Raw genomic sequence first — 23,530 nt, forward strand, 5'->3', positions numbered from 1 at the left:
CCGCCTGGCCTATGCCGTCAGCTATAGCTTTAGTAGCAAAAGATTCAAACCGGCGTGAGCTTGGCCACCGACAGCGCCAGCCACTTCACGCCGTGGCGCGTGAACTTGACCTGCGCGCGTGCGTCGTCGCCCGTGCCTTCGAGCGCGATCACCGTGCCTTCGCCGAACTTGTTGTGGAACACCTGCATGCCCGAGCGCAGCCCGTGCGAAGGCGCTGTTTTCTGCGGCGGCACCGGCGGGTTTGCAAAAGTCTCCTTGCTGCCGCCGTAGCCGCCACTGCCACTGCCACTACCACCGCCACCGCTGTAAGCCCCGCTTCCGCCGCGCGTGCTGGCATAGCCGCCGCCGTATCCGAAGGCCGAGGGCGTGAAGCCCTGGTTCTTGGGCGTGAGCCACTTGAGCGCGCCTTCGGGCAGCTCTTCAAAGAAGCGGCTCTTCGGGTTGTAGCGGGTCTGGCCGTGCAGCATGCGCGTCTGCGAATAGCTCAGGTACAGGCGCTTGCGGGCGCGCGTGATCGCCACGTACATCAGGCGGCGCTCTTCCTCGAGGCTCTCGAAGTCGCTCATCGAATTCTCGTGCGGGAACAGGCCCTCTTCCATGCCGGTGATGAACACGCAGTCGAACTCCAGGCCCTTGGCGGCATGCACCGTCATGAGCTGCACCGCGTCCTGCCCGGCCTGCGCCTGGTTGTCGCCCGATTCGAGCGCGGCGTGCGTGAGAAACGCGGCCAGCGGGCTCAGCGTTTCGCCGGTTTCGGCATCGGGCGCCAGCGGCTCGTCGACCAGCGGACGCGTGAGGTCGATGCCCTGGCTCGTGAGCGACTGGCGCAGCTCGTCGACCGGCAGCGCCACCGCATCGCGGCCGAAGCCTTCCTGCGTGACGAAGCTCTCGGCCGCGTTCACGAGTTCGCCAAGGTTTTCCAGCCGGTCGGCGCCTTCGCGGTCGGCCTTGTAGTGTTCGACGAGGCCGCTGTGGTCGAGCACCAGTTCGATGATCTCGCGCAGGCTCACGCCCTGGGTCTGCTCGCGCAGCACGTCGATCTTGGCGACGAAGCCCGTGAGGTTCGCGCCCGCCTTGCCGCCGACGACGCTCACCGCGTCGTGCAGCGAACGGCCGGCCGCGCGCGACGCGTCCTGCAGGGTTTCGAGCGTGCGCGCGCCGATGCCGCGCGGCGGGAAATTGACGACCCGCAGGAAGCTGGTGTCGTCGTCCTTGTTCTCGATGAGGCGCAGGTAGGCCAGCGCATGCTTGATTTCGGCGCGCTCGAAGAAGCGCAGGCCGCCATACACGCGGTACGGCACCGAGGCGTTGAAGAGCGCGGTTTCGATCACCCGGCTCTGCGCATTGCTGCGGTAGAGCACGGCCATCTCTTTTCGGTCGAAGCCGTCGCGCACGAGCTGGCGCATTTCCTCGACCATCCACTGCGCCTCGGCCAGGTCGGTGGGCGACTCGTACACGCGCACGGGTTCGCCTGGGCCCTGGTCGGTGCGCAGGTTCTTGCCCAGGCGCTTCTTGTTGTGGCTGATGAGTTCGTTGGCGGAGTCGAGGATGTTGCTGTAGCTGCGGTAGTTCTGCTCCAGCTTGATCTGGTGCTGCACATCGAACTCGCGCACGAAGTCGGCCATGTTGCCCACGCGCGCGCCGCGGAAGGCGTAGATGCTCTGGTCGTCGTCGCCCACGGCGATCACGCTGTTGTTGGGGTTGGGCGTGAACTGCCCGCCGACGGTGCTGCCCGAGAGCATCTTGATCCACGCGTACTGCAGGCGGTTGGTGTCCTGGAACTCGTCGATCAGGATGTGGCGAAAGCGCCGCTGGTAGTGCTCGCGCACCGGATCGTTGTCGCGCAGCAGTTCGTAGCTGCGCAGCATGAGTTCACCGAAGTCGACCACGCCTTCGCGCTGGCACTGCTCTTCGTAGAGCTGGTAGAGCTCGACCTTCTTGCGGTCGTCGTCGCTGCGGATCTCCACGTCCTTCGGGCGCAGGCCATCTTCTTTCGCGCCGGCGATGAACCACTGGGTCTGCTTGGCGGGGAAGCGCTCGTCGTCGACGTTGAACTGCTTCATCAGGCGCTTGATGGCCGAGAGCTGGTCTTGCGTGTCGAGGATCTGGAAGGTCGAAGGCAGGTTCGCGAGCTTCCAGTGCGCGCGCAGCAGGCGGTTGCACAGGCCGTGGAAGGTGCCGATCCACATGCCGCGCACGTTGACCGGCAGGATCGCCGTCAGCCGCGTCATCATTTCCTTGGCGGCCTTGTTGGTGAAGGTCACGGCCAGGATGCCGCCGGCGGAGACCTGGCCCGTTTGCAGCAGCCAGGCGATGCGGGTGGTCAGCACCCGCGTCTTGCCGGAGCCGGCGCCCGCCAGGATGAGCGCATTGCCCGCCGGCAGGGTGACCGCAGAAAGCTGCTCCGCGTTCAGGTTCTTGAGCAGCGGCAGGTCCGCAGAGTGGGCGTCAGCCGCAGGATCGTTAAACAACATCCTTCGATTGTAGAAACCACGGCGTATGCGGGTTATATGAAGAATCGGAAGACCCGCCACCGGGACAGCGCGTAGACTCAATCACCGGGCCCAAGATTCTTGCGCCCGGTTTTTTGTGGGCGTTTTCTTTTTGAAACGCGCCGCCAAAGCCGGCCGGACCAAGCGCTCATTCGTTTTTTTCTAACGATCCCGGCCGCCGCCGGGCCGCCCCCAAGGCGGCTCGAGCCTCCCCCTCGGGGGGTGGCGAAGCACACGCAGTGGCAAGCCGGGGGGCCATATTTACTGGAGCCTGGTCATGCAGATTTTCGATTACGACAACATCCTTTTGCTCCCGCGCAAGTGCCGCGTGGAGAGCCGCTCGGAATGCGACGCCAGCGTCACGCTCGGCGCCCGCAGCTTCCGCCTTCCGGTGGTGCCCGCCAACATGAAAACGGTGGTCGACGAGTCCATCTGCCTGTGGCTCGCGCAGAACGGCTACTTCTACGTGATGCACCGCTTCGACCTGGACAACGTGAAGTTCGTCAAGGAGATGCAGGGCAAGGGCGTGTTCGCCTCGATCTCGCTCGGCGTGAAGAAGCCCGACTACGACACGGTCGACCAACTGGTGGCCGAGGGCCTGGTGCCCGAATACATCACGATCGACATCGCGCACGGCCACGCCGACAGCGTGAAGAACATGATCGGCTACCTGAAGGAGAAGCTACCCAAGGCCTTCGTGATCGCCGGCAACGTAGGCACGCCCGAAGCGGTGATCGACCTGGAAAACTGGGGCGCAGACGCGACCAAGGTCGGCATCGGCCCGGGCAAGGTCTGCATCACCAAGCTCAAGACCGGCTTCGGCACCGGCGGCTGGCAGCTGTCGGCGCTCAAGTGGTGCGCGCGCGTGGCGACCAAGCCGATCATTGCGGACGGCGGCATCCGGGACCACGGCGACATCGCCAAGAGCGTGCGCTTCGGGGCGTCGATGGTCATGATCGGCTCGCTGTTCGCGGGGCACGAAGAGTCGCCGGGCAAGACGGTGGAAGTCGACGGCACGCTCTTCAAGGAGTACTACGGCTCGGCCAGCGATTTCAACAAGGGCGAGTACAAGCACGTCGAAGGCAAGCGCATCCTGGAGCCCATCAAGGGCAAGCTGGCCGACACGCTGGTCGAGATGGAGCAGGACGTGCAGAGCTCTATCAGCTACGCGGGCGGCCGCACGCTGATGGACATCCGCAAGGTCAACTACGTCACGCTGGGCGGCGCCAACGAGGGCGAGCACCTGCTGATGTGAGCGCCGGCGCGTCGTCGGTCTCGTTCTCTCTGTTGGTCCGTCAGGCTTCGAGAAGTTGCACGGCGTAGCGGTGCAGCGCATGGGTCGGATCGGCGAGCGCGTCGACCACGCTGAAGTGGTCCAGGCCCGCGAGCAGCTCGCACACCGGTACGGTGTTGCGGCCCCAGGCCTCGCGGATCATCGCGTTGTGGCGGATGAACTCGGGGCTCTCCTCCCCGCCCGCGACGGCATAGAGCTGGCCGCGCGGCGGTGCGGGCCAGAGCGCGGGGCTGGCACGGCGGGCATCGGCATCGCTCAGCTTCAGCGTGTGCTCGAGAAAAGGCGTGCGCTGCAGCGGCCGCAGGTCGTACAGGCCCGAGACCGAGAGCGCGTTGCGCACCAGCTGTGCTGGCAGATCGGGCGCGACCGCTTTCCAGTCGCAAGCCAGGAGCGCCGCCGCCATGTGCCCGCCCGCCGAATGGCCGGCGACGGTGATGCGCGAAGGATCGCCGCCATAGGCCGCGACATGGCGCCACGTCCACTCGAGCGCACGCACCATCTGCAGCAGGATGCCCGGCACGGTCACGGGCGCATCGACCGGTCCGGGGCACAACGCATAGTTGGGCACGACCACGCACACGCCACGGTCGTTGAAGGGCGGCGCAATGAACGAGTGCTGGCTCTTGTCCATGGCGCGCCAGTAGCCGCCGTGGATGAAGACGAGCACAGGCGCATCGGGCACCGGCGCCGCGAACACATCGAGCATCTCGTTCGGGCCGTCGCCGTAGCGCATGTCGATGCGGCCGGCCAGGGCATCGCGTGCGGCGGCCGAATCGCGCGTCCATCGCTCGAAGTACGCCGGATGCTCCTTGACCCGGGCGAGGTTGTTGTACATGCCTTCCAGCCAGGCGGGATCGTTCGAGGCCATGCGGTTGCTGCTCCAGGTTTCCAGGGTTCGCGAGGCGCGAATCTTGGCACGCCACGCGTGCGTCCGCGCGGGAGTCTGGTTAGAATTTCTTCGTGTTTCGGGGGGGTAGCTCAGCTGGGAGAGCGCCGCGTTCGCAATGCGGAGGTCGTGAGTTCGATCCTCATCCTCTCCACCAACCGATTCAGAAAGGCCTTGGCAACTGCCAGGGCCTTTCTTTTTTTCGCGGCTCAGGTGTCGAGCGTCAGATGCTGCCCATGCAAGGCCGCGGACGCCGGCGATGCAAGAAAACCGATGGTCTGCGCGGCAACCGAGGTCGACACCCATTCCTCGGGGTTGACGTCGGGCATCGCCTGGCGGTTGGCGGGTGTGTCGAGCACGCTGGGCGCCACGCTGTTCACGTTCACGCCGTGCGGCGCGGCTTCCGCGGCCATGGCTTCCACCAGCCGCTGCAGCGCGCTCTTCGATGCGATGTATGCGGCCATTGCCGGCACCCCGCGTGTCGCCACCTTGGCGGTGACCGCAACGATGCTTCCGCTGCGGCGCTCGATCATCGAGGGCAAAACGGCCTGCGTCACCGCGACGAACGACCATGCGTTGAGGTTCATCATCCGGTCCCAGCTCGCGCGCGTGAGCGCATGCGTCGCCTCGCCCATCTCGAAGCCGCCGGCAATGTGGACGAGCGCGTCGACATGGCCGAAGGCCTTGAGCACCTGGCCGGTCAGCTCGGCCATCTCCGGCGCGGAAGTGACATCGCCCGAAAGCAACAGGTGCTGCGAGTTGTCGAGCCCCGGAAAGGCCTCGGCCAGGCGCTCCGCGTGATGATCGACCAATGCAAGGCGTGCGCCCTGCGCCAGAAAGTGCTGGGCCACGGCGCGACCGAGCGCGCCTGCGGCCCCGGTGATCACGACATGGGAAACGGCGTTTGCATCGCTCATGAAAATTGCTCCTGATAGAGGGGCCAGGCCCCGTGGGTGGCGCATCCTAACGCCGCTGTTCATAAATTTTTTGGCGCCCCGAAAATTCTGGGATATACTCGTGGTCTTGCCTGAAAACGCTAGCCGTTTACAGCGCTGGGGCTCTTAGCTCAGTTGGTAGAGCAGCGGACTCTTAATCCGTAGGTCGAGTGTTCGAGTCACTCAGGGCCCACCACCAACATCGCGGAAACGCTAAAAAAGCCTGCTACCTCACCGGTAGCAGGCTTTTTTACTTGTGCGTCATCTGGGCGCATGCGCGCGAATCCAGTCGTCGACGAAGCCGCTGAGCACCTCGCGCTCCTCGCTCACCTCCGCCACCAGATACTGCCGCGCATGCTCTTGGGCCAGTTCGTTCGACAGGAACCACTGCGTCCGCGCCGAACTGCCTTGCGGCGGCGGCGTTCCCCAGGCCGCAACGCTCTTGCCCAGAAAGGCTTCCGTGACAGGCAATCGTCCATCGGTCTTGCCGATGTCCGACAGCGCATCGCGTGGGCCACCCAGCACGACGCGGGCCTGAACGATGTCGTCTTCCACGTGAATGGATGCGCCGAGCCCGCCGGCCTGTAGCACTTGCCAGAGCTGTTGCGCGGAGGCGTTCCGAATCCAGCTGTCGAGCGCACGCGCCAAACTCTCGAGGATGATTTCTTTGTTCATGGGGCACTATTTCACAGTTTTCGGTTGTCACTTGCGATTCCCGCCCCGTGACGGGTCAAAGTCGCGGGCTCGGCGTGGCATCTTGCATCTGCTGTCACGCATCACAACGACAACGAAGACAGGGACATCAGAACTTCGAGGCTGAATGCTCGTTGAACCCGCTACGGCGGGTATTTTTTTGCCCGCCCGGGCGCTTTAGGCCTGCGCTATATTTGTCCCATGGAAAAGGCTTCGGACATAGGCAAACCCACGGTTCCCATCGACCTGATCGGGCCGGAACACTGGGGCCGATCAAGGCGCGGCAACGGTCGCGTCACCAAAATGCTCTGCGTCATCGTCGGCGGCCTGACGGCTGCCGGGTTCATCGCCTACCGCGTTTTCGGCGTCGGGCGCTGAACCGCACCACGCATAAAAAAGCCCGCTGTCCGAACGACAGCGGGCTTTTTGCATGGGGCCTGCCAACCACACGACCCCCTCTTTACTGAAGCCGCGAGCCCTTGGGCAGGCGCTTCGTCAGCCACTCGTGCACGTCGGCCCGGATGTTGCGGCCTTCGAGCAGGAAGTTCTCGAAGCGGCTCGGCACATAGGGCAAATAGACCAGCGGCATGCCGGCTTCTTCCGGCGTGCGAGCGGCCTTTCTGTTGTTGCAGACCGCGCACGCGCTCACGAGGTTGGTCCAGGTCCAGGGGCCGCCGCGCGATTCGGGCAGAACGTGTTCGCATTGCAGATCGCGCTCGTGAAACACGCCCGCGCAGTACGCACAGGTATGGCGGTCGCGGCGCAGCAGCTTGCTCTTGGTGACGCTGGGCACCACGTCGAACAGGTTGATCTTCGACGCACCGCGCAGCGCGATGATCGGCGCCACGTCGATGCGCGATTGCACGCCGCGCGCAACGTTGAAGCCGCCGCGCAGCGTGGCCAGCGGCAGGCCGCCGTCTTCCCATGCGACCGATTCGGTGGCGTAGTGCAGCACCGCCTGCTCCAGCGAAATCCAGGCTTGCGGCGTGCCCTGAATGTCGAGTTGCAGGACGTGAGGGTTCATGGCTCGCCTCCTTTCGCGGCGATGGTTGATTGAGAGGTGAATGAACGGATGAAAATGTCGAGCGGCCCGCTACCACTCGCCCACTTCGCGCACACGCTGGTCGAGATCGAGGCTCTCGAGCCGGCACTCACGGGCGGGCGAAGTCGACGTGCTTTGGGTCGCATGCCGGGCACCGGTCGCGATGCCGAAGCGTTGCGCCCACGCGAGCACCATGCGTTTGCGCGGCTGGGCCGGGCGCACGATGATCATGCGGATCGGGGTGTTGCGCTTGGGCATGGTGACTCTCCTTGGTGGGCGTGACAGCAAAACAAAAACATGGCCCCACGTGCACGACTCGAACGTGCAACCCCTTGCTTCGTAGGCAAGTGCTCTGATCCATTGAGCTAACGCGGGATGAAAAAAATGGATACCTCTTTTCCATTTCGGTTGTGTCCTCACGCGACAGGCAGCGCGCTGGGGCGCTGTCCCGTACGACGTCGCTGCACAGGAGTGATCAATCTCCTGCACATCCCGCCAGACCGTCGACGCGGTGGGCTCTGGCGGTGTGGTGAAGGCACACCCGAAATGGCAAAGCACGGCTGAACAAGAAAAACAAAACAAAAAGGCCCGGAACCTTTCAGTGTCCGGGCCTCTGCTGAAGAGAGCTTGGAAGGTTTGCGCCTATGCGCAACCTCCACCCGGTATCGCCTGATCCTCGAACTTGCCAACGCGCAGACGGGCTGCGGCTTTCGTGGAATGCACGTAGCTCTGGCGAAGATCCGATAGGGCCGACGGCATGTCGAACCCACCGCACGGCCACGTGCGCACGAACGCCCGGCCCGATGCGGGTCGAATGTGGGCGAGGGTCGATGCGGTGTTCACGATGGGTCCTGATCAGATTTGCCGATGTCGGCAGTCAAAGAACTGAGAAAAAAAGATGGCCTGGGCCGGGAGTGAGGACAACTGTAAATAGTGTTTACGTCGTCGTCAACAACCGGGACAATCTTTCCTTGTCTCGTTGTTGTTGTTTTTGAACAGTGCCCAATACCACCGTCGCGCGCCGTCGCAATGTCCTTGCGTTGCATCGCCGCTTTCTCGAGGCCGCCGTTGCAGCGGGCCTACCAGCCAAGGGACTGGACCAGTCCTTCGCGAAGAAGATCGAAATCTCTCCGAGCATGTGGAGCCAGATCAAGAGTTCCCGGCCCATCGGCGACAACCTCGCCCGGCAGATCGAGCGGCATTGCGAGGTGGAACCCGGCTGGCTCGACGAGGAAGACCGGCCCTCCGAAGTGCCGGATGCGGCGGAAGAGCGCTTCATTGCGGCCGCGCGCGAGGCATGGCGCACCGCCAATGCCAAAGGGAAAAGAGAACTCAGCGGCTGGCTGAAGAAACACAAGCAAGGCGCTGAGCCGCCCCCCTGAATTTCAACTCGCCAATGAGGGCGCGCTGCGCAATATCGCCGCGCGCATATCGCCCGGAATCTCGACCGCGCGATGACTTTCCAGCGACGTGGTCACGATCACCTGCGTCATCTGCATGCGCACTTCACCGGTCGCCGCGTCGAAGCAGCGCACCGCCAGCGTCATCGAACGCGAGCCCAAGCGCTGCACGCCGAGACCGAGCATCACCCGATCGCCCATCCGGCTCACGGCACGAAAATCCACCTCGAGTTTCACGGTCGGCAGACCGATGCGGCGCTCGGCCACCAGTCCGTGATAGCTCAGGCCCAGGCCTTCGTTCACCCAGTCTTCAACCAGCCCGTTGAGCATCACGAAGTACTGCGGATAGAACACGATGCCCGCCGGATCGCAGTCCGAAAACCGAATCAGCCGCGGCCGCCTGAACTCCGTGCTCGCCGCAGCCAGGTCCACATGGGTGGGGTCGCTCATGCTCAACGCTCCTCGCCCGCCGGCTCGCCGCGCATCACGTGCACGCGCAGCAGCCCCAACTGGCTGTGCATCTGCTTGACGGTTTTCATGTCCAGGCCCGAGAACATTTCGAGGATCCACTGCTCGTGCTCGCTCGCCATTGTCTCGAAGGTGCGCCGGCCTGTGGGCGTGAGGCTCACGATCCACGCGCGGCGATCGTCCGGGCTGGGCGCGCGCGCCACCATGCCTTCGCGTTCGAGCTCGTCGGTCAGCCCCGTCACGTTTCCGCCGGTCACCATCAGGTAACGCGACAGCACGCGCATCTTGAGCCCGTCCTTGTAGCGGTAGAGCTGCGCCATGTAGTCGAAGCGCGCCAGCGAGATGCCGAAGCGCTCGCGCAGCCGGCGCCGGATTTCGGCTTCGATCTGCGTGGTGCTCGCCAGCATGCGCAGCCACAGCTTGAGCATTGCGTGGTCTTCGTGGCCGGCGCGGCCTTCGTGGCCGAGTTCGTCCGCGTCGCTCAATGCAGCGTGCGAGGCGTCGTTGCGCGTCATGTCACTTCCCCCCCCGAAACCGAGATCGACTGCCCGGTGACCGACGCTGCCCCTTCGCCGCACAGCCAGCGGACGGCATCGGCCACTTCGGTGGGCTGCACGATGCGCTTCTGCGGGTTCACGCTGGAGAACTCGGCCAGGGCGTCGGCTTCGCTGCGCCCGGTCTTGCCGACCACATTGGCGACGCTGTTGCGCAGGATGTCGGTGTCGGTGTAGCCCGGGCACACGGCATTCACCGTGATGCCTTTGCGCGCCACTTCGAGCGCCAGCGAACGCGTGAGGCCGATCACGCCATGTTTGGCCGCGGTGTAGGCCGAGACGTACGCGTAGCCCTTCTGCCCGGCCGTACTCGCGATGTTGACGATGCGGCCCCAACCGGCGCCGAGCATGTCGGGCAATGCGGCCTGCGCGCACAGGAAGCTGCCGGTGAGGTTCACCGACAGCATCCGCTGCCACAGCGCGACCGAGGTCTTCAGGAACGGCGCGCTCTCGGCGGCACCCGCGTTGTTGACGAGCACGACGATCGGGCCGCGCGCATTGCGGGCTTCTGCAAAGGCCGCCTGCACACCCTCGGCGTCGGAAACATCGGCGGTCACCACGCCGTGGCCCTTGCCGATGAGCGTTTCGGCCACGCGCTGCAGGGCTTCGCGGTCGCGGCCCAGCAGCGTCAACACGGCGCCTTCGGCAGCCAGGGTGCGGGCGATCTCGGCACCGATGCCGCGCGCGGCGCCGGTAACGAGTGCGTGGCGGCCGGTGAGTGAATTTGCTTGCATGACTGAATGTTTTAGTTCTGAATGATTTTAACGGCGTGCGCCTGCGAGGTTGTCACCGCATGAAACGCCCGCCGTTGAGGTCCAGCGTCGCGCCCGTCATGAAGCCCGCGGCCGGGGACGCCAGGTAAACGACCGCAGCGGCCACCTCTTCGGCAAGACCGAAGCGACCGAGCGGAATACCTGCTTTCAGCGCCTGCTGGCGCGAGGCATCCATCGCCTGGAGGGCCGGGCTCGCGATGGCTGCGGGCGCCAGCGCGTTGACCGTCACGCCATGCGGCGCGAGCTCTTGGGCGAAAGAGCGCGTCAACGCCAGCAGCCCGGCCTTGCTGGCCGCATAGTGCGCGCCGGTCGCGGTGCTGGCCTGCTGCCCCGCCAGCGATGCCAGGTTGACGATGCGGCCCCACCCGCGTTCACGCATGTGGCGCCCGGAGATGCGGCAGCCGAAGAAGCTGCCGCGCAGGTTGACGGCAAGCACCTCGTCCCATTCGCCCGGCGTGATGTCCCAGATCGACGTGACCGGCGTGCGCGCCGCATTGTTGACCATGATGTCGACGGCGCCGAAGTGCGAGACGGCCTGTGCGAAGCAGGCACTGAACGCCGCTTCGTCGCGCACGTCGAGCTGCAACGCAAGCCCGCCTGTTTGCGCTGCCACGGACTCGGCATTGGCAAGATCGATGTCGGCCCACGCCACCCGCGCGCCCGCATCCGCCAGCCCGCGGGCAATGGCCGCGCCCAACCCCTGCCCCGCGCCCGTCACGAACGCCACGCGTCCCGAAAGCGGCAGCGGCGCGGTGGTCATGTGCCTTACGACCTCGCGGGCCGACCGTCCCAGGTCGATGGCCCCACGCCGCGCTCGCGCAGCTTGAACTTCTGCACCTTGCCGTTCTCGGTGCGCGGCAGGTCGGGCAGCAGGTCGATGTAGCGCGGCACTGCAAAGTAAGGCAGGCGGCTTTCGCAAAAGCGCGCGAGCTCCGCGGGATCGATGCATGCGCCTTCGCGCGCCACCAGCGCAGCCATCACCTCGTCTTCGGCCAGTTCGGAGCGCACCGGATACACCGCGCACGAGCCCACGGCGGGATGGCTCAGCAGCACCTGCTCGACCTCGAACGACGAGATGTTTTCGCCGCGACGGCGGATCGCGTCCTTGATGCGGTCCACAAAGCGGAAGGCCCCATCGGCCTCGCGCACCACGCGATCACCCGTGTGGAACCACAGGTTGCGCCAGGCCTCGACCGTCTTTTCTGGCATGTTGAAGTAGCCGCTGGCAAAGGCGTACGGATCGTCCGCGCGCAGCAGCAGTTCGCCGGCCTCGCCGGGCGGCAGCGCGACATCGTCCTCGTCCGCCACGCGCGCTTCGAAGCCCGCACGCAGCCATCCCATGACGCCGCCGCGCGGCGAATCGGGTGCGGTGGCGATGGCGAAATTCGTTTCCGTCGAGCCGTAGCCCTCCAGCAGCGACACGCCCGTGCGCGCCTTGAACGCCTGCCCGGCCGCCGAAGGCACGCCCGGCCCGAGCCCGATGCGCACCCGGTGATCCCTCTCGCCATCCCCCTCGGGCTGCGCGAGCAGGATCGGCACCATCGCGCCCAGCAGGTACACCACCGTCGCGCCGTTCGCGCGCATCGACGGCCAGAAGCCCGACGCCGAGAAGCGCGACTCGAACACCACCTCAGCCCCCGTCAGCGCGGCCTGCGCGAAGGTGTTGAGTGCATTGATGTGAAAGAGCGGCAGCGTGGTGCACAGCACGTCGTCTCGGCCCACGCCAAGCACCTCGGCGCTGTTCACGCCCCACCAGAAATACTGCGCATGCGGGCAGATCACACCCTTGGCCGGGCCTGTGGTGCCGGAGGTGTAGAGAATGGCGAGCGGATCGCCCGGCTGAACGGCGGCAGGTGGGACGGCATCGCCCCCGTCGGGATAGCGCGAGACACGCACGCCGGCTGGCGGCTCCCAGGAGGAAGCATCGCTCTCGCCGACCACCCACACCTCGCGCAACGCCGTGCGCGCCAGGTCGGCCGTCTTCAGCCGCTCGAGAAAGCCCGCCTCGACCACCAGCAGCTTCGCCTGGCTGTCGGCCAGGAGGTACGCGATCTGCGGCCCCATCGATGCCGTGTTGACCGGCACCACTGAAGCGCCCAACCAACCCGCACCGAGAAAGCTCTCGAGAAACTCGATGCGGTTGCCGCACATCACCGCGATGCGATCTCCGCGCACAACGCCGGCCTGCGCCAGCGCCCCGGCGCGCACCGCAGCCGCCTCGGCCGCGTCGCCGTGCGTCCACTGCCGCCCCGCCATCCGCAGCAGCGCACGCGCAGCGAACTGCGACGACTGCCGCTGCAGCATCGCGGGCAGCGTGCGTTGCGACGGCGGCAGTGCGCGCACCTCATTCATCATCGTGCGTGCCTCCGCCGAGGTAGGTCGCCTGCACGCGCGGATCGCTCGCCAGGTCGGCCGAGGCGCCCGAGAGCGCGATCTCTCCGGTTTCCAGCACATAGCCCTGGTCGGAGGTCTCGAGCGCCGCGCGCGCGTTCTGCTCGACCAGCAGGATCGAGACGCCGTCATCGCGCAGCTTGCGCACGATGGTCAGGATGTCCCGCACGATCAGCGGCGCCAGGCCCAGGCTGGGCTCGTCGAGCATCAGGAGGCGCGGCGCCGACATCAGCGCGCGCCCCACCGCCAGCATCTGCCGCTCGCCGCCCGAGAGCGTGTCGGCGCGCTGCGAGCGGCGTTCGGCCAGCCGCGGAAAGCGGTCGTACACCGACTGCAGTTGCCGCTTCATCGCATCGCTGCGCAGCCGCTTGGCGTAGGCGCCCAGTTGCAGGTTATCGAGCACGGTGAGTTCGCCGAACAGCTCGCGCTTCTCGGGCACCAGGCAGAGACCCCGCTCCACGCGCGCCTCCACATCGAGCCCCTGCAGGTCTTCGCCTTCGAAGCGCAGCGTGCCCTTGCAGGGCAGCAAGCCCATGGCGGCGGCCAGCAGCGTGGTCTTGCCGGCGCCGTTCGGGCCGATCACCGAAATGATCTGGCCGGGCTGCAGGTTGAGCGACACGCCACGCACCGCCTCTACCTGCCCATACGACACATGCAAATCGCCGATTTCCAGCATCGCAGTCATTTCGTTACCCCCAGGCTTGTCACTTCGTGTACTTCTCCCACCCCCTGAAGGGGGCCCGCGCCTTCGGGCGGCCGTGCGGCGCTCATACAACACTCCCCAGATAAGCCGCCTGCACACGCTCGTCCGCGCGCACCGCCGACGGCACGCCCTCCACGAGCTTGGAGCCGAAGTTCATCACCACCAGCCGGTCCACCAGTTTCATCACGAAGTCCATGTCGTGTTCGACGATGAGGATGGTCACGCCCTCCTCGCGGAGTTTGCGCAGCAGGTCGCCGAGCGCCATCTTTTCCTTGCGGCGCAGGCCCGCCGCGGGCTCGTCGAGCACCAGCAGCACGGGGTCGGCGGCCAGTGCGCGCGCAATCTCCAGGATGCGCTGCGTGCCCAGCGGCAGGCTGCCCGCGAGCTCGTGCGCACGGTCGCCCAGGCCGATGCGGTCGAGCTGGCGTTGCGCCTCCTGCAGGATCTGGTTTTCTTCCGTGCGGTCCAGCCGCAGGCCCGCCTTGAGGATGCCCGAGCGCGTGCGCGAATGCGCGCCCAGCGCCACGTTGTCCAGCAGGCTCATGTGCGGCCTGAGCTTCACATGCTGGAAGGTGCGCGCCAGGCCCAGCCGTGCCACCTGCCGCTGCGGCATGCCGGCGATGTCGTGGTCCAGAAAGCGCACCTGGCCCGATGTCATCGGCAGCGTGCAGGTCAGCAGGTTGAACATGGTCGACTTGCCCGCGCCGTTCGGCCCGATCAGGCCGACGATCTCGCCCGCCTTCACGTCGAAGCTCACGTCGTTCACCGCCACCAGGCCGCCGAAGCGCTTGACCGCACCGTTGACCGACAACACCTGTGTGCCGCGCGCCGGCAACTGGCGATGCGGCAGCGGATCGACCGGCGCGGCCTCGTGGCGTGAAGCGCCCTGCGTGCCGCCGCGCTTGCGCGTCCAGCGCCGCAGCAGCCCCATCAAGCCGCCGCGCGCAAAGTGCAACAGCAGGATGAAGAGCGTGGCGAATGCCACGGCCTCCAGCTGACCCGAGCGTTGCGTGAGCATCGGCAGCACGTCCTGCAGGCCGTTCTTCAAGATCAGCACCAGCGCGGCCCCCACCAGCGCACCCGCCAGGTGTCCGAGCCCCCCGGCCACCGCCATCAGCAGGTACTCGATGCTCGCGCGCACGTCGAAGGGCGACGGGCTCACGAAGCGGTTCATGTGCGCATAAAGCCAACCCGCCAGCCCCGCGAACAGCGCGGCCGTCACGAAGAGCGACAGCCGCACGCGATAGGCGTCGGCCCCAACGCTCGCCAGCAGCGTGGCACCGCCGCGCAGCCCGCGAATCGCACGCCCCGGCCGCGACTGCAGCAGGTTGTGGCTGAACAGGCAGGCCAGTCCGACGATCGCCCAGATCAGGTAGTACATCGCCCGCGGATCGGCCAGCGACCAGCCCGCGATCTGCAACGCCGGAATGTTCGACAGGCCCGTGTGCCGCCCGAGCGCATCGACGTTGCCGAACAGCATCGCGATCGACAGCCCCCAGGCGATGGTGCTGAGCGGCAGGAAGTGCCCGCCCAGCCGCAGCGTGAGCATGCCGATGGCCAGCGCCGAAAGGCCGGTGAGCAACAGCGCGAACAGCAGACCGATCCATGGCGAGAAGCCCTGCGCGGTCGTGAGCCACGCCGTCGCATAGGCGGCAATGCCGACGAAGGCGGCCTGCCCGAAGGAGGTGGCGCCGCCCACGCCGGTGAGCAACACCAGCCCCAGCGCCACCAGCGCACCGATGCCGATGTCGTTGAGCAGCGAGACCGTGAAGCTGCCCGCCACGGCCGGCAACAGGGCCAGCACGGCGACGACCGCGGCGATCCACGCCACGCGTTTGCAGTTCGGGCTCATTGGTCCACCTCGTCTTCTTCCTCTTCGCTGTGCGCCGCCATGAAGGAGCGCAGCATGAGCACCGGGATCAGCAGGCTGAAGACGATCACGTCCTTCATCGCACCGCTCCAGAACGAGGCAAAGCTCTCGACCACGCCGACCGCGAGCGCTCCCAGCGCCGTCATCGGGTAGCTCACGAGCCCGCCGATGATCGCGGCCACGAAGGCCTTCAGGCCGATGATGAAACCCGAGTCGTAGTACATGGTGGTCACCGGTGCGATCAGCACGCCGATGAGCCCCGCGAGCAGCGAGGCGCAGCCATACGCCAGCAGCGCCGTGCGCACCGGCCGAATGCCGACCAGCCGCGCGCCGACCCGGTTGACCGCCGTGGCGCGCAGCGCCTTGCCGGCCACCGTGCGCTCGAACACCAGAAAGAACAGCCCGCTCAGCACAATGGCCGCGCCCACCATCAGCACCACCTGGCCGCTGACCGTGAACCCGTCGCCCAGCGTGAACACCGCGCTCGTGAGCGGCGTGGTGCGCGAGCCTTCAGGGCCGAAGAACAACAGGCCCAACCCCGACAGCAGGAAGTGCAGCGCGAGCGACACGATCAGCAGCACCAGCACCGATGCATCGGCGATCGGCTGGAACACCACCCGTGCGAGCAGCGGCGCGATGGGCACCACCAGCAGCACGGCGACGGCGATGTGCACCGCCACCGGCACGCCGGGCCGCGCCGCGAGCCATGCGAGCACGCAGGGAATCGCGGGCAGCACGCCCCACATCAGCACCGCCTTCGGAATGCGCGCTGCTTCACCGCGCCGCAGCAAGCTGCCGACTTCGGTGGCCAGTGCCAAAGCGGCAAGCACGGCGACCATGCCGATGGTCGGCGGCACGCGGCCGGTTTCGAAGGCCGCGAGCGACAGGGCCGCGAAGGCCGCGATGTCGCCGAACGGCACGAACACCACCCGCGTGACGGAAAAGATCAGCACCAGCCCGAGGCCGGCCAGCAGATAGACGGCACCGTTGGCCAGGCCATCGGTGACGAGAATCAGCGCCACGTCCCATGTCATAGAAAAACCCCTGGCAAAAACATCGTGATGAAGAGATTCAAGGGGCGAGCTTCCACTGGCCGTTGTCCAGCTTGACGATCACGCGGGCGCGCTCGTCCACGCCGTAGAGGCTGCCGGGCTTGAAGCTGTACACGCCGTGCGTGCCCACCACCTCCTTGGTGCTGAAGATGGCATCGCGCAGGGCGACGCGGAACTCGGCGGTTCCCGGCTCGGCCTTCTTCATCGCACGCGAAGCGGCATCGGCGAACACCAGCCAGCCGTCGAAGGAATAGGCCGAGAACGCGTCGTTGGTGGGCGCGTTGTTGACCTTCTGAAAGACCGCGCGGAACTCTGTCGCGATCTTCTTGGTGGGGTAGCTGTCGGGCAACTGCTCGGCAACGATCACCGGGCCGGTGGGCATCAGCGCGTTCTGGCCCGCCGCGCCGACCACGCGCACGAAGTCGGGGTTGATCAGGCCGTGCTGCCCATACACGCCGCCCTTGAAGCCGCGGTCCTGCAGCGCCAGGAACGGCAGCGCGCCCGGCGTGCCGGCGCCGCCGGTCATCACCGCGTCGGGGCGCAGCGCCACGATCTTGAGCACCTGGCCGGTCACCGAGGCATCGGCGCGCGCATAGCGCTCGTTGCTCACCACCTTGATGCCGGCGCCGGGCGCGGCCTTCATGAGCGCGTCGTACACCAGGTCGCCCCAGGCATCGGAGAAGCCGATGTAGCCCACGGTCTTCACGTTGTTGCGCTTCATGCGCTCGACCACCGCATCGATCATCAGCTGGGTGGGTTGCGCCACTGTCATGACCCACGGGTTCTCGTTGGGGTCCAGCAGGATGGGCGTGAGGCCGATCATCGGCGTCTTCGCGTCGCGGCCGACCTGTGCCATCGCAATGGCCGCCGGCACGCCCGATGTGCCCATGAGCACATCGACCTTTTCTTCTTCGACCAGCTTGCGCGCGTTGCGCCCGGCCGTGGTGGGGTCGGAGCCATCGTCCAGCACGATCAGCTGCACCTTGCGGCCGTTGATCTCGGGCTTGTAGGCCAGCGCGGCCTGCATGCCCTTCGCATAGGGCACACCCAGCGAGGAGTTCGGCCCGGAGAGCGACACGCTCAGGCCGACCTTCAAGTCGGCCGCGAAAGCGCTCGCCACGCCGCAGGCGGTGAGTGCCGCGGCGAGGGCGCCGCGCGTCAGGGTCAGCATCAGGCTCTTCATGTCGTAGCTCCAGTGAGGAAGGGTGGAAAGGACGGATGACTCAGATGAACAACTGGATCGCCGGCAACGCGCGCGCGGCATTGAGCAGGTCGATGCGCTTCTGGCGGATGGCCCAGCCCGAGGGCTTCGATGGCGTGCGCACGAGGTAATGGCGGGCCGTGCCGCTCAGCAGGATCTGGGATTCGCCGCGCGCCTCCACATAGAGGAACGGCGTGCGCAGGTGCACTTCGTCGGCTGTCTCGCTCTCGATGCGCGAGGGCTGCAGCACATGCTGGCTGTGGCTCGCGGGGTGCTGCGAATGCGCGCGCGGGTTCTTCAGGCGGTCCACGCGCAGTTGCAGCAGCAGCCGGTCTTCGTAAGCCAGCGAGTTGTGCGAGAACGGGTCGGCCTGCGCCGCGCCCAGCAGCGGCACCCAGTAGTGGCCGTCGTCCGCGAAAAGCGCCAGCCAGTCGTCCAAGCGCCGCTCGTCGAGCAAGGCCGCCTCGTAGGCGATGAAGTCGCGCGGATCGTTCATGCCGCGGCCTCCGGTGCCATCGCCTTCGCCCACGCACGGAACTGGTTGCGCATGAGCAGTTCGTTCGTGCCGTTGGTGGTGATCGTCGATTGCGCGAGTTCGGCCGCGTCGAAGTTGCGGTGCAGGCTCACCCACTCGTTGCCGCCGGCACGCAGGCCTTGCTGGATGCTCTCGAACAGGTGCACATCGTCGTGCGCCACCACCGACATCGGCGAGAACACGAGCCGGTTGTAGCTCATGGCGCGCTCGAAGAGCAGCGCGGGTGCGCCGGCCGCGCGGAAGCTCCAGGCTTCGATCAGTGTGCGGTCGGCGGCCAGCGGACGGATCACGCGGATGGCCTGCGGCGAGCCCTTCACCGAAAGGCTCGGATAGAAGACGGAGTTCTGCGGCGAGCGCTGCAGGATGTCGGCCGCGCGCTCGGCGCCGTGGGCGGCCTGCATCGCGGCCTCGTACTCGGGCAGTTGCGCGTAGTTGGAATGGATGCTGAAGTTCACGCCCAGCACGCTGTGCCCGTTGGCGAACACGCGTCCGCCCATCCTGTCGAAGAACTCATAGCCCGAACCGAAGGGCAATATCTGCTCCATTGCCATCGGCTTGGGGTCGGTGGGCGCATGGCCCTCCCACAGCGCCTCGGCCGCCTTGGTGGCCGATTCGTGCGTCGACATCGGGTGCACCGTGTCGTTGATGTTCTCCAGGTACATCTTCCAATTGCAGTGGACGATGTTGCGCAGCACGCCGCCGCCCACGCTGAGCTTGCCTTCGGGCGAGCGGTCGACCATGTTGTCGATGGCGCCGAGCACCTCGCCGAAGTAGTCCTCGAACGCGGGGCCGGTGTCGGCGAGGCGCACGAACACGAAGTCGCGGTAGACCTTCACATGCTTCACCACGGAAAGCCCCTGCCCCGATTCGCAGGCCTTGAGCTGCGTGCCCTCATACCCGGCCTTCAGCGGCAGTCCGAGCGGTGCGCCGTCCAGCTTGTAGGTCCACGCGTGGTACGGGCAGCGAAAGAAACGGCCGGCGTTGCCGCTCTCGTCGGTCACCAGTTGCGTGCCCTTATGGGCGCAGCGGTTGTACATGACGTGCACCGCGCCATCAGGCTGCCGCACCATCAGCAGCGGACGGCCCGCGACCTCCTGCGTCACGAAGTCGCCCGCCTCCGGCACCTGGCTCGCATGGCCGAGGAAGACCCAGGTGTTCGCGAACAGGCGTTCCTGCTCCAACGCGAAGATCTCCTCGCTCAGGTACAGGTCGCGGTGCACGCGGTCGTCCTGCACCAGCGCGGCGATGCGGTCGGGATGATGGCGGTAGCTGGTCATCGGCGGGCGCTCAGCTTGCTTTCAGGGGACCAGCTTCCACTGGCCCTTGTTCATCTGCACGATCACCACGCCGCGCTGGTCGGAGCCGTAGCGGTCGTCGGGCTTGAAGGTGTAGATGCCGTGCGTGCCCACCAACTCCTTCGTGCTCACGATCGCGTCGCGCAGCGCGGTGCGGTACTGCGGCGTGCCCGGCTCGCCCTTGGTGCGCGAGGCGGCGTCGGCCAGCAGCAGGTAGGCGTCGTAGGTGTACGAAGAGAAGGCATCGGTCGGCACCGCGCCGTTGGCCTTCTGGTAGGCCGCACGGAAAGCCATCGACACCCTCTTGATCGGATTGCTGTCGGCCAGCTGATCGGCCACCAGCACCGGGCCGCTGGGCACCTGCAGGCCTTCGATGGAAACGCCGCCCACGCGCACGAAGTCGGCGTTGATGAGGCCGTGCGTGCCGTAGATCCTGCCCTTGTAGCCGCGCTCGGCCAGCGCGATGTAGGGCAGCGCACCGGGCGTGCCCGAGTTGCCTGCAAACACCGCATCGGGCCGGGCCGCGACGATCTTCAGCACCTGCCCCGCCACCGACGAATCGCTGCGCGCATAGCGCTCGTTCGCCACCACCTTGATGCCGGCGGCGGCCGTGCTCTTCATCAGCGAGTCGTAGGCCAGGTCGCCCAGCGCGTCGGAAAAACCGATGAAGGCCACCGTCTTCACGCCGGACTTCTGCATGCGGTCCACCACGCCCGCAACCATGAGCTGGAACGGCTGCGACACCGTCACTGTCCACGCGCCTTCGGGTCCGGCGATGGTCACCGGCGTGGGCGAGATCAGCGGCGTGTTCAGCTCGCGCGCCACCGAGGCGATGGCCATCGCGCCCGGCACGCCGGAGGTGCCGATGAGCACGTCGACCTTGTCTTCGGTCACCAGCTTGCGCGCATTGCGGCCGGCTGTGGTGGGGTCGGAGGCGTCGTCCAGCACGATGAGCTGCACCTTGCGCCCGCCGATCTCGGGATGCTCGGCAATGGCTGCGCGTATGCCCTTTTCGTAGGGCACACCCAGTGCGGCGACAGGACCCGACAACGAGCTGATAAAGCCGATCTTGAGATCAGCCGCCATGGCCTGTGCAGCTGCCAGCGCGACGGCGGTGAGGCCGAGGATGCGGACCAGTTTCTTTTTCATCGAGGTTGCTCCAGCGTGTGTTGTGTGCGTTGCATCAGGGCACCAGCTTCCACTGTCCCTTTTCAAGCTTCACGACCACGCGCGAGCGTTCGTCCGAGCCATAGCGATCGGTCGGCTTGAAGTTGTAGACGCTGTGCGTGCCCACGAGCTCCTTGGTGCTGACGATGGCGTCACGCAGCGCGAGGCGGAACTGCGGCGTGCCCGGCTCGGCCTTGGTGGCCAGTGCGCGCTGGGCCGCATCGAGGTACAGCAGCCAGGCGTCGAAGGTGTAGGCCGAGAAGGCGTCGGTCGGCGGCGCGCCGTTGGCCTTCTGGTAGGCCGCGCGGAAGTCCATCGACACCTTGCGGATCGGGTTGTCGTTTGGCAGTTGCTCGGCCACGATCACCGGGCCGGTCGGCGCGAGCAGCCCTTCGACGGCCGCACCGCCCACGCGCACGAAGTCGGGGTTGATGAGCGCATGCATGCCGTAGATCTGGCCCTTGTAGCCGCGGTCGGCGAGTGCCAGGTAAGGCAGCGCGCCCGGCGTGCCCGAAGTGCCGGTGATCACCGCATCGGGGCGCAGGGCCACGATCTTCAGCACCTGCCCGGTCACCGACGAATCGGCGCGCGCATAGCGCTCGTTCGAAACGATCTTGATGCCCGCCGGCTCCGCGCTCTTCTGCAGCGCGTCGTACACCAGGTCGCCCCAGGCATCGGAGAAGCCGATGTAGCCGACCGTCTTGACGCCCGACTTCTTCATGCGCTCGACCACCGCGCTCACCATCAGCGGCGCGGGTTGCGGCAGCGTGACCATCCATGCGCCCTCTTCGCCCGGCAGGTTGGCGTTGGCGATGGAGATCAGCGGGGTTTTCGTTTCGCGCGCCACGCCGGCAATGGCCAGCGCACCGGGCGAGCCTGCCGTGCCGATGATGACGTCGACCTTGTCCTCGTCGATCATCTTGCGGGCATTGCGCGCGGCCGTGGAAGGGTCGGATGCATCGTCGAGTTGCACCATCTGGATCTTGCGGCCGCCGAGCTCCGCCTTGTAGGCGAGCGCGGCCTTCATGCCCTTTTCATAAGGAATGCCGAGCGACGACACCGGACCCGACAGCGAGGTGATGAAACCGACCTTGAGGTCGGCCGCCCAGGCGCCCGCGACGGCGCTCAAGGCGCCGAGGCCTACAGCAATGCCAGCGAGGGCACGGAATCGGTTCAGGACTTTCATGGCGATGCTCCAGAGGTGATGTTTTTGAAACGGAACGAGAAAGAAAATTAGAGGGCCAGGCTGCCGACACTGGTGCCGCCGCAGACGTAGAGCACCTGGCCGGTGACGAAGCTGTTGTCGGCGTCGGCGAAGAATCGCACCGCGCGTGCCACGTCGGCCGATTCGCCCAGGCGCTTGACCGGCACGGAAGCCGCGAGCGCGCGCTCTTTCTCGCTGCCGGCTTCGACGACGTCATAGAACATGTCGGTGCGGATCGGGCCGGGCGCCACCACGTTCACCGTGATGCCGTCCGCTGCGAGTTCCAGCGCCCAGGTGCGCGCCATGCCCAGCATGCCAGCCTTGGTCGCGGAATAGCTGGTGCGGGTCGCGAGGCCCAGCGCGGCGCGCGACGACAGCAGCACCACGCGGCCGAAACGCTGTGCGCGCATGGCGGGCAAGGCGCCCTGCACGAGCTGGATCGCGCAGCCCAGGTGCAGGTCGACCAACGCATCGAGATCGTCGAGCTTCACATCGGGCAACAACGCGGCGCGGATCACGCCGGCGTTGTGGACGATGGTGGTCGGCGCAAAGCGCTCGACCAGTTCGCGGACGGCTTCGCCCGTGGCGGCGCGGTCGCTCAGGTCGACCTCGAGGCTGTGCAGCTTCGGATGGTCGATCTCGGCCTTGCGGCGCGCGAGCGACACCACCTCGTAGCCCTGCGCGAGCAGGTCTTCGCAGATCGCCTTGCCGATCCCGGCGCTGCCGCCGGTGACGGCCGCGACCTTCGGTGTCATGCCTGCGCTCCCACCAGTGCCAGCACCCGCAGCGGACTCCCGCTGCCCTTCTCGATCTTGAGCGGCGGACAGATGAGCACCGCGCCAGACGGCGGCAGCAGATCGAGATTGGCCAGGCACTGCAGCCCATAGCGCCCCGCGCCATGCATGTAGTAGTGGCACGGATACGGCGGCCGCAGGTGATAGCCCTGCCCCGCATCGGTGCCGATGGCTTCGGAGCCGAAGCCCAGCACATCGCGCTGCTCCACCAGGAAACGCACGGCCTCGGTGCTCGGGCCGGGCGTGTGCTGGCCGGTCTCATCGAAGTTCTGGTAAGCCTCGGGGTCGCTGCGCTTGGACCAGTCGGTGCGCATCAGCACCCACGCGCCCTTCGGGATGCGGCCGTGCGCGGCTTCATAGCGCTCGATGTCGGCCACGCTCAGCAGGTAGTCGTCGTTGCCCTGCACATCCGCCGAGCAGTCGATCACGCAGGCCGGTGCCACGAAGTTCTGCACGGGGATGGTGTCGACCGAATTGTTCGGCAGGTCGCGGCCCGAGATCCAGTGGATCGGCGCATCGAAGTGCGTGCCGGTGTGCTCGCCGCAGGAGAAGTTGTTCCAGTACCAGCCCGGCCCGCGCTCGTCGTACTTGGACACTTCCTCGATGCGGAAGGGCCAGCACTGGCCCATCTCGGGCGGCAGCGCGATCTGCGGGAACTCGGGCGTCAGCGTCTGCGTGAGGTCGATCACGCGGATGCGGCCGCTGGCCATCGCGGTCACGAGGCCGCCGAGGATTTCTGCGGCGGACATCAGTTCGGTGGTTGTTGTCATCGTGGTTTCCT

The 23,530-nt window shown here is 66.6% G+C and carries 24 protein-coding genes and 3 tRNA genes; 5 read left to right on the forward strand and 22 right to left on the reverse strand.

The annotated features are described in order from the left end of the window. Nucleotides 1–44 precede the first annotated feature (44 nt). Nucleotides 45–2,474 (reverse strand): UvrD-helicase domain-containing protein, encoded by a 2,430-nt coding sequence (locus ABIC90_RS16155; protein WP_354355617.1) that lies wholly within the window; start codon nt 2,472–2,474, stop codon nt 45–47. A 295-nt stretch (nt 2,475–2,769) separates the two neighbouring features. On the opposite strand from ABIC90_RS16155, the gene ABIC90_RS16160 reads away from it, so the two are divergent. Then, nucleotides 2,770–3,747, forward strand: a complete 978-nt coding sequence (locus ABIC90_RS16160; RefSeq protein ID WP_354355619.1) for a GMP reductase — start codon at nt 2,770–2,772, stop codon at nt 3,745–3,747. Nucleotides 3,748–3,787: 40 nt separating this feature from the next. Here ABIC90_RS16160 and ABIC90_RS16165 read toward each other — a convergent pair whose 3' ends face one another. Continuing rightward, nucleotides 3,788–4,654 (reverse strand): alpha/beta hydrolase, encoded by an 867-nt coding sequence (locus ABIC90_RS16165; protein WP_354355621.1) that lies wholly within the window; start codon nt 4,652–4,654, stop codon nt 3,788–3,790. Between the two features lie 99 nt (nt 4,655–4,753). Between ABIC90_RS16165 and ABIC90_RS16170 the strand changes: the two genes are divergently transcribed. After that, nucleotides 4,754–4,829, forward strand: a tRNA-Ala gene (locus ABIC90_RS16170). 52 nt (nt 4,830–4,881) lie between these two features. On the opposite strand, the gene ABIC90_RS16175 is transcribed toward ABIC90_RS16170, so the two are convergent. Beyond that, the gene (locus tag ABIC90_RS16175) at nt 4,882–5,589 is read right to left on the reverse strand and encodes an SDR family oxidoreductase (RefSeq protein ID WP_354355623.1); all 708 of its coding nucleotides are present in this window, start codon (nt 5,587–5,589) and stop codon (nt 4,882–4,884) included. A gap of 138 nt (nt 5,590–5,727) precedes the next feature. On the opposite strand from ABIC90_RS16175, the gene ABIC90_RS16180 reads away from it, so the two are divergent. After that, nucleotides 5,728–5,803, forward strand: a tRNA-Lys gene (locus ABIC90_RS16180). A 65-nt stretch (nt 5,804–5,868) separates the two neighbouring features. Here the strand turns inward: ABIC90_RS16180 and ABIC90_RS16185 are convergent. Further along, nucleotides 5,869–6,282, reverse strand: coding sequence for a hypothetical protein (locus tag ABIC90_RS16185; RefSeq protein WP_354355625.1), 414 nt, complete (start codon nt 6,280–6,282; stop codon nt 5,869–5,871). Nucleotides 6,283–6,501: 219 nt separating this feature from the next. On the opposite strand from ABIC90_RS16185, the gene ABIC90_RS16190 reads away from it, so the two are divergent. Then, on the forward strand, nt 6,502–6,678 hold the full coding sequence (locus ABIC90_RS16190; RefSeq protein ID WP_354355627.1) for a hypothetical protein: 177 nt from the start codon (nt 6,502–6,504) through the stop codon (nt 6,676–6,678). Between the two features lie 82 nt (nt 6,679–6,760). Here the strand turns inward: ABIC90_RS16190 and ABIC90_RS16195 are convergent, their stop codons facing one another. The 3 genes from ABIC90_RS16195 to ABIC90_RS16205 all read right to left on the reverse strand — a co-directional run bounded on the left by ABIC90_RS16195 (nt 6,761) and on the right by ABIC90_RS16205 (nt 7,717). Beyond that, nucleotides 6,761–7,324, reverse strand: a complete 564-nt coding sequence (locus ABIC90_RS16195) for an HNH endonuclease (RefSeq protein ID WP_354355629.1) — start codon at nt 7,322–7,324, stop codon at nt 6,761–6,763. 69 nt (nt 7,325–7,393) lie between these two features. Further along, nucleotides 7,394–7,600 carry a short-chain dehydrogenase gene (locus ABIC90_RS16200; RefSeq protein ID WP_354355631.1) on the reverse strand — a complete coding sequence of 69 codons (207 nt, stop codon included), beginning with the start codon at nt 7,598–7,600 and terminating at the stop codon, nt 7,394–7,396. Between the two features lie 40 nt (nt 7,601–7,640). Beyond that, nucleotides 7,641–7,717, reverse strand: a tRNA-Arg gene (locus tag ABIC90_RS16205). A gap of 623 nt (nt 7,718–8,340) precedes the next feature. Between ABIC90_RS16205 and ABIC90_RS16210 the strand changes: the two genes are divergently transcribed. Then, nucleotides 8,341–8,724 (forward strand): hypothetical protein, encoded by a 384-nt coding sequence (locus ABIC90_RS16210; protein ID WP_354355633.1) that lies wholly within the window; start codon nt 8,341–8,343, stop codon nt 8,722–8,724. Between the two features lie 3 nt (nt 8,725–8,727). Here the strand turns inward: ABIC90_RS16210 and ABIC90_RS16215 are convergent, their stop codons facing one another. The 15 genes from ABIC90_RS16215 to ABIC90_RS16285 form a co-directional block, all read right to left on the reverse strand. Further along, complete coding sequence (locus ABIC90_RS16215; RefSeq protein WP_354355635.1) at nt 8,728–9,192, reverse strand: acyl-CoA thioesterase; 465 nt, start codon at nt 9,190–9,192, stop codon at nt 8,728–8,730. 2 nt (nt 9,193–9,194) lie between these two features. Beyond that, nucleotides 9,195–9,725: a MarR family winged helix-turn-helix transcriptional regulator gene (locus ABIC90_RS16220; RefSeq protein WP_354355637.1), complete on the reverse strand. Its 531-nt coding sequence runs from the start codon at nt 9,723–9,725 to the stop codon at nt 9,195–9,197. After that, the gene (locus tag ABIC90_RS16225; protein WP_354355639.1) at nt 9,722–10,498 is read right to left on the reverse strand and encodes an SDR family NAD(P)-dependent oxidoreductase; all 777 of its coding nucleotides are present in this window, start codon (nt 10,496–10,498) and stop codon (nt 9,722–9,724) included. Before ABIC90_RS16225 ends, ABIC90_RS16220 begins: the two co-directional genes overlap by 4 nt. 52 nt (nt 10,499–10,550) lie before the next feature. After that, nucleotides 10,551–11,297 (reverse strand): SDR family NAD(P)-dependent oxidoreductase, encoded by a 747-nt coding sequence (locus ABIC90_RS16230; RefSeq protein ID WP_354355641.1) that lies wholly within the window; start codon nt 11,295–11,297, stop codon nt 10,551–10,553. A gap of 5 nt (nt 11,298–11,302) precedes the next feature. Then, nucleotides 11,303–12,892 carry an ATP-dependent acyl-CoA ligase gene (locus ABIC90_RS16235; RefSeq protein ID WP_354355643.1) on the reverse strand — a complete coding sequence of 530 codons (1,590 nt, stop codon included), beginning with the start codon at nt 12,890–12,892 and terminating at the stop codon, nt 11,303–11,305. Continuing rightward, nucleotides 12,882–13,613: an ABC transporter ATP-binding protein gene (locus tag ABIC90_RS16240; RefSeq protein ID WP_354355645.1), complete on the reverse strand. Its 732-nt coding sequence runs from the start codon at nt 13,611–13,613 to the stop codon at nt 12,882–12,884. Before ABIC90_RS16240 ends, ABIC90_RS16235 begins: the two co-directional genes overlap by 11 nt. A gap of 82 nt (nt 13,614–13,695) precedes the next feature. Beyond that, nucleotides 13,696–15,483: a branched-chain amino acid ABC transporter ATP-binding protein/permease gene (locus tag ABIC90_RS16245; RefSeq protein ID WP_354355647.1), complete on the reverse strand. Its 1,788-nt coding sequence runs from the start codon at nt 15,481–15,483 to the stop codon at nt 13,696–13,698. After that, nucleotides 15,480–16,535 carry a branched-chain amino acid ABC transporter permease gene (locus ABIC90_RS16250; RefSeq protein WP_354355649.1) on the reverse strand — a complete coding sequence of 352 codons (1,056 nt, stop codon included), beginning with the start codon at nt 16,533–16,535 and terminating at the stop codon, nt 15,480–15,482. The genes ABIC90_RS16245 and ABIC90_RS16250 overlap by 4 nt, the downstream gene beginning before the upstream one ends. Nucleotides 16,536–16,572: 37 nt before the next feature. Then, on the reverse strand, nt 16,573–17,736 hold the full coding sequence (locus ABIC90_RS16255; protein ID WP_354355651.1) for an ABC transporter substrate-binding protein: 1,164 nt from the start codon (nt 17,734–17,736) through the stop codon (nt 16,573–16,575). Nucleotides 17,737–17,776: 40 nt separating this feature from the next. Beyond that, nucleotides 17,777–18,250: an aromatic-ring-hydroxylating dioxygenase subunit beta gene (locus tag ABIC90_RS16260; protein ID WP_354355653.1), complete on the reverse strand. Its 474-nt coding sequence runs from the start codon at nt 18,248–18,250 to the stop codon at nt 17,777–17,779. Next, nucleotides 18,247–19,566: an aromatic ring-hydroxylating dioxygenase subunit alpha gene (locus ABIC90_RS16265; RefSeq protein WP_354355655.1), complete on the reverse strand. Its 1,320-nt coding sequence runs from the start codon at nt 19,564–19,566 to the stop codon at nt 18,247–18,249. Before ABIC90_RS16265 ends, ABIC90_RS16260 begins: the two co-directional genes overlap by 4 nt. A gap of 21 nt (nt 19,567–19,587) precedes the next feature. Then, nucleotides 19,588–20,733 (reverse strand): ABC transporter substrate-binding protein, encoded by a 1,146-nt coding sequence (locus ABIC90_RS16270; RefSeq protein WP_354355657.1) that lies wholly within the window; start codon nt 20,731–20,733, stop codon nt 19,588–19,590. Nucleotides 20,734–20,767: 34 nt separating this feature from the next. Beyond that, on the reverse strand, nt 20,768–21,937 hold the full coding sequence (locus tag ABIC90_RS16275; RefSeq protein WP_354355659.1) for an ABC transporter substrate-binding protein: 1,170 nt from the start codon (nt 21,935–21,937) through the stop codon (nt 20,768–20,770). Nucleotides 21,938–21,984: 47 nt separating this feature from the next. After that, a complete protein-coding gene (locus tag ABIC90_RS16280; protein WP_354355661.1) occupies nt 21,985–22,710 on the reverse strand; it encodes an SDR family oxidoreductase in 726 nt (241 codons plus the stop codon). Further along, a complete protein-coding gene (locus ABIC90_RS16285) occupies nt 22,707–23,519 on the reverse strand; it encodes a cyclase family protein (RefSeq protein ID WP_354355663.1) in 813 nt (270 codons plus the stop codon). Before ABIC90_RS16285 ends, ABIC90_RS16280 begins: the two co-directional genes overlap by 4 nt. Nucleotides 23,520–23,530 lie beyond the last annotated feature (11 nt).

It is taken from the genome of Variovorax boronicumulans, from assembly GCF_040544675.1.
GTDB lineage: Bacteria > Pseudomonadota > Gammaproteobacteria > Burkholderiales > Burkholderiaceae_C > Variovorax > Variovorax boronicumulans_D.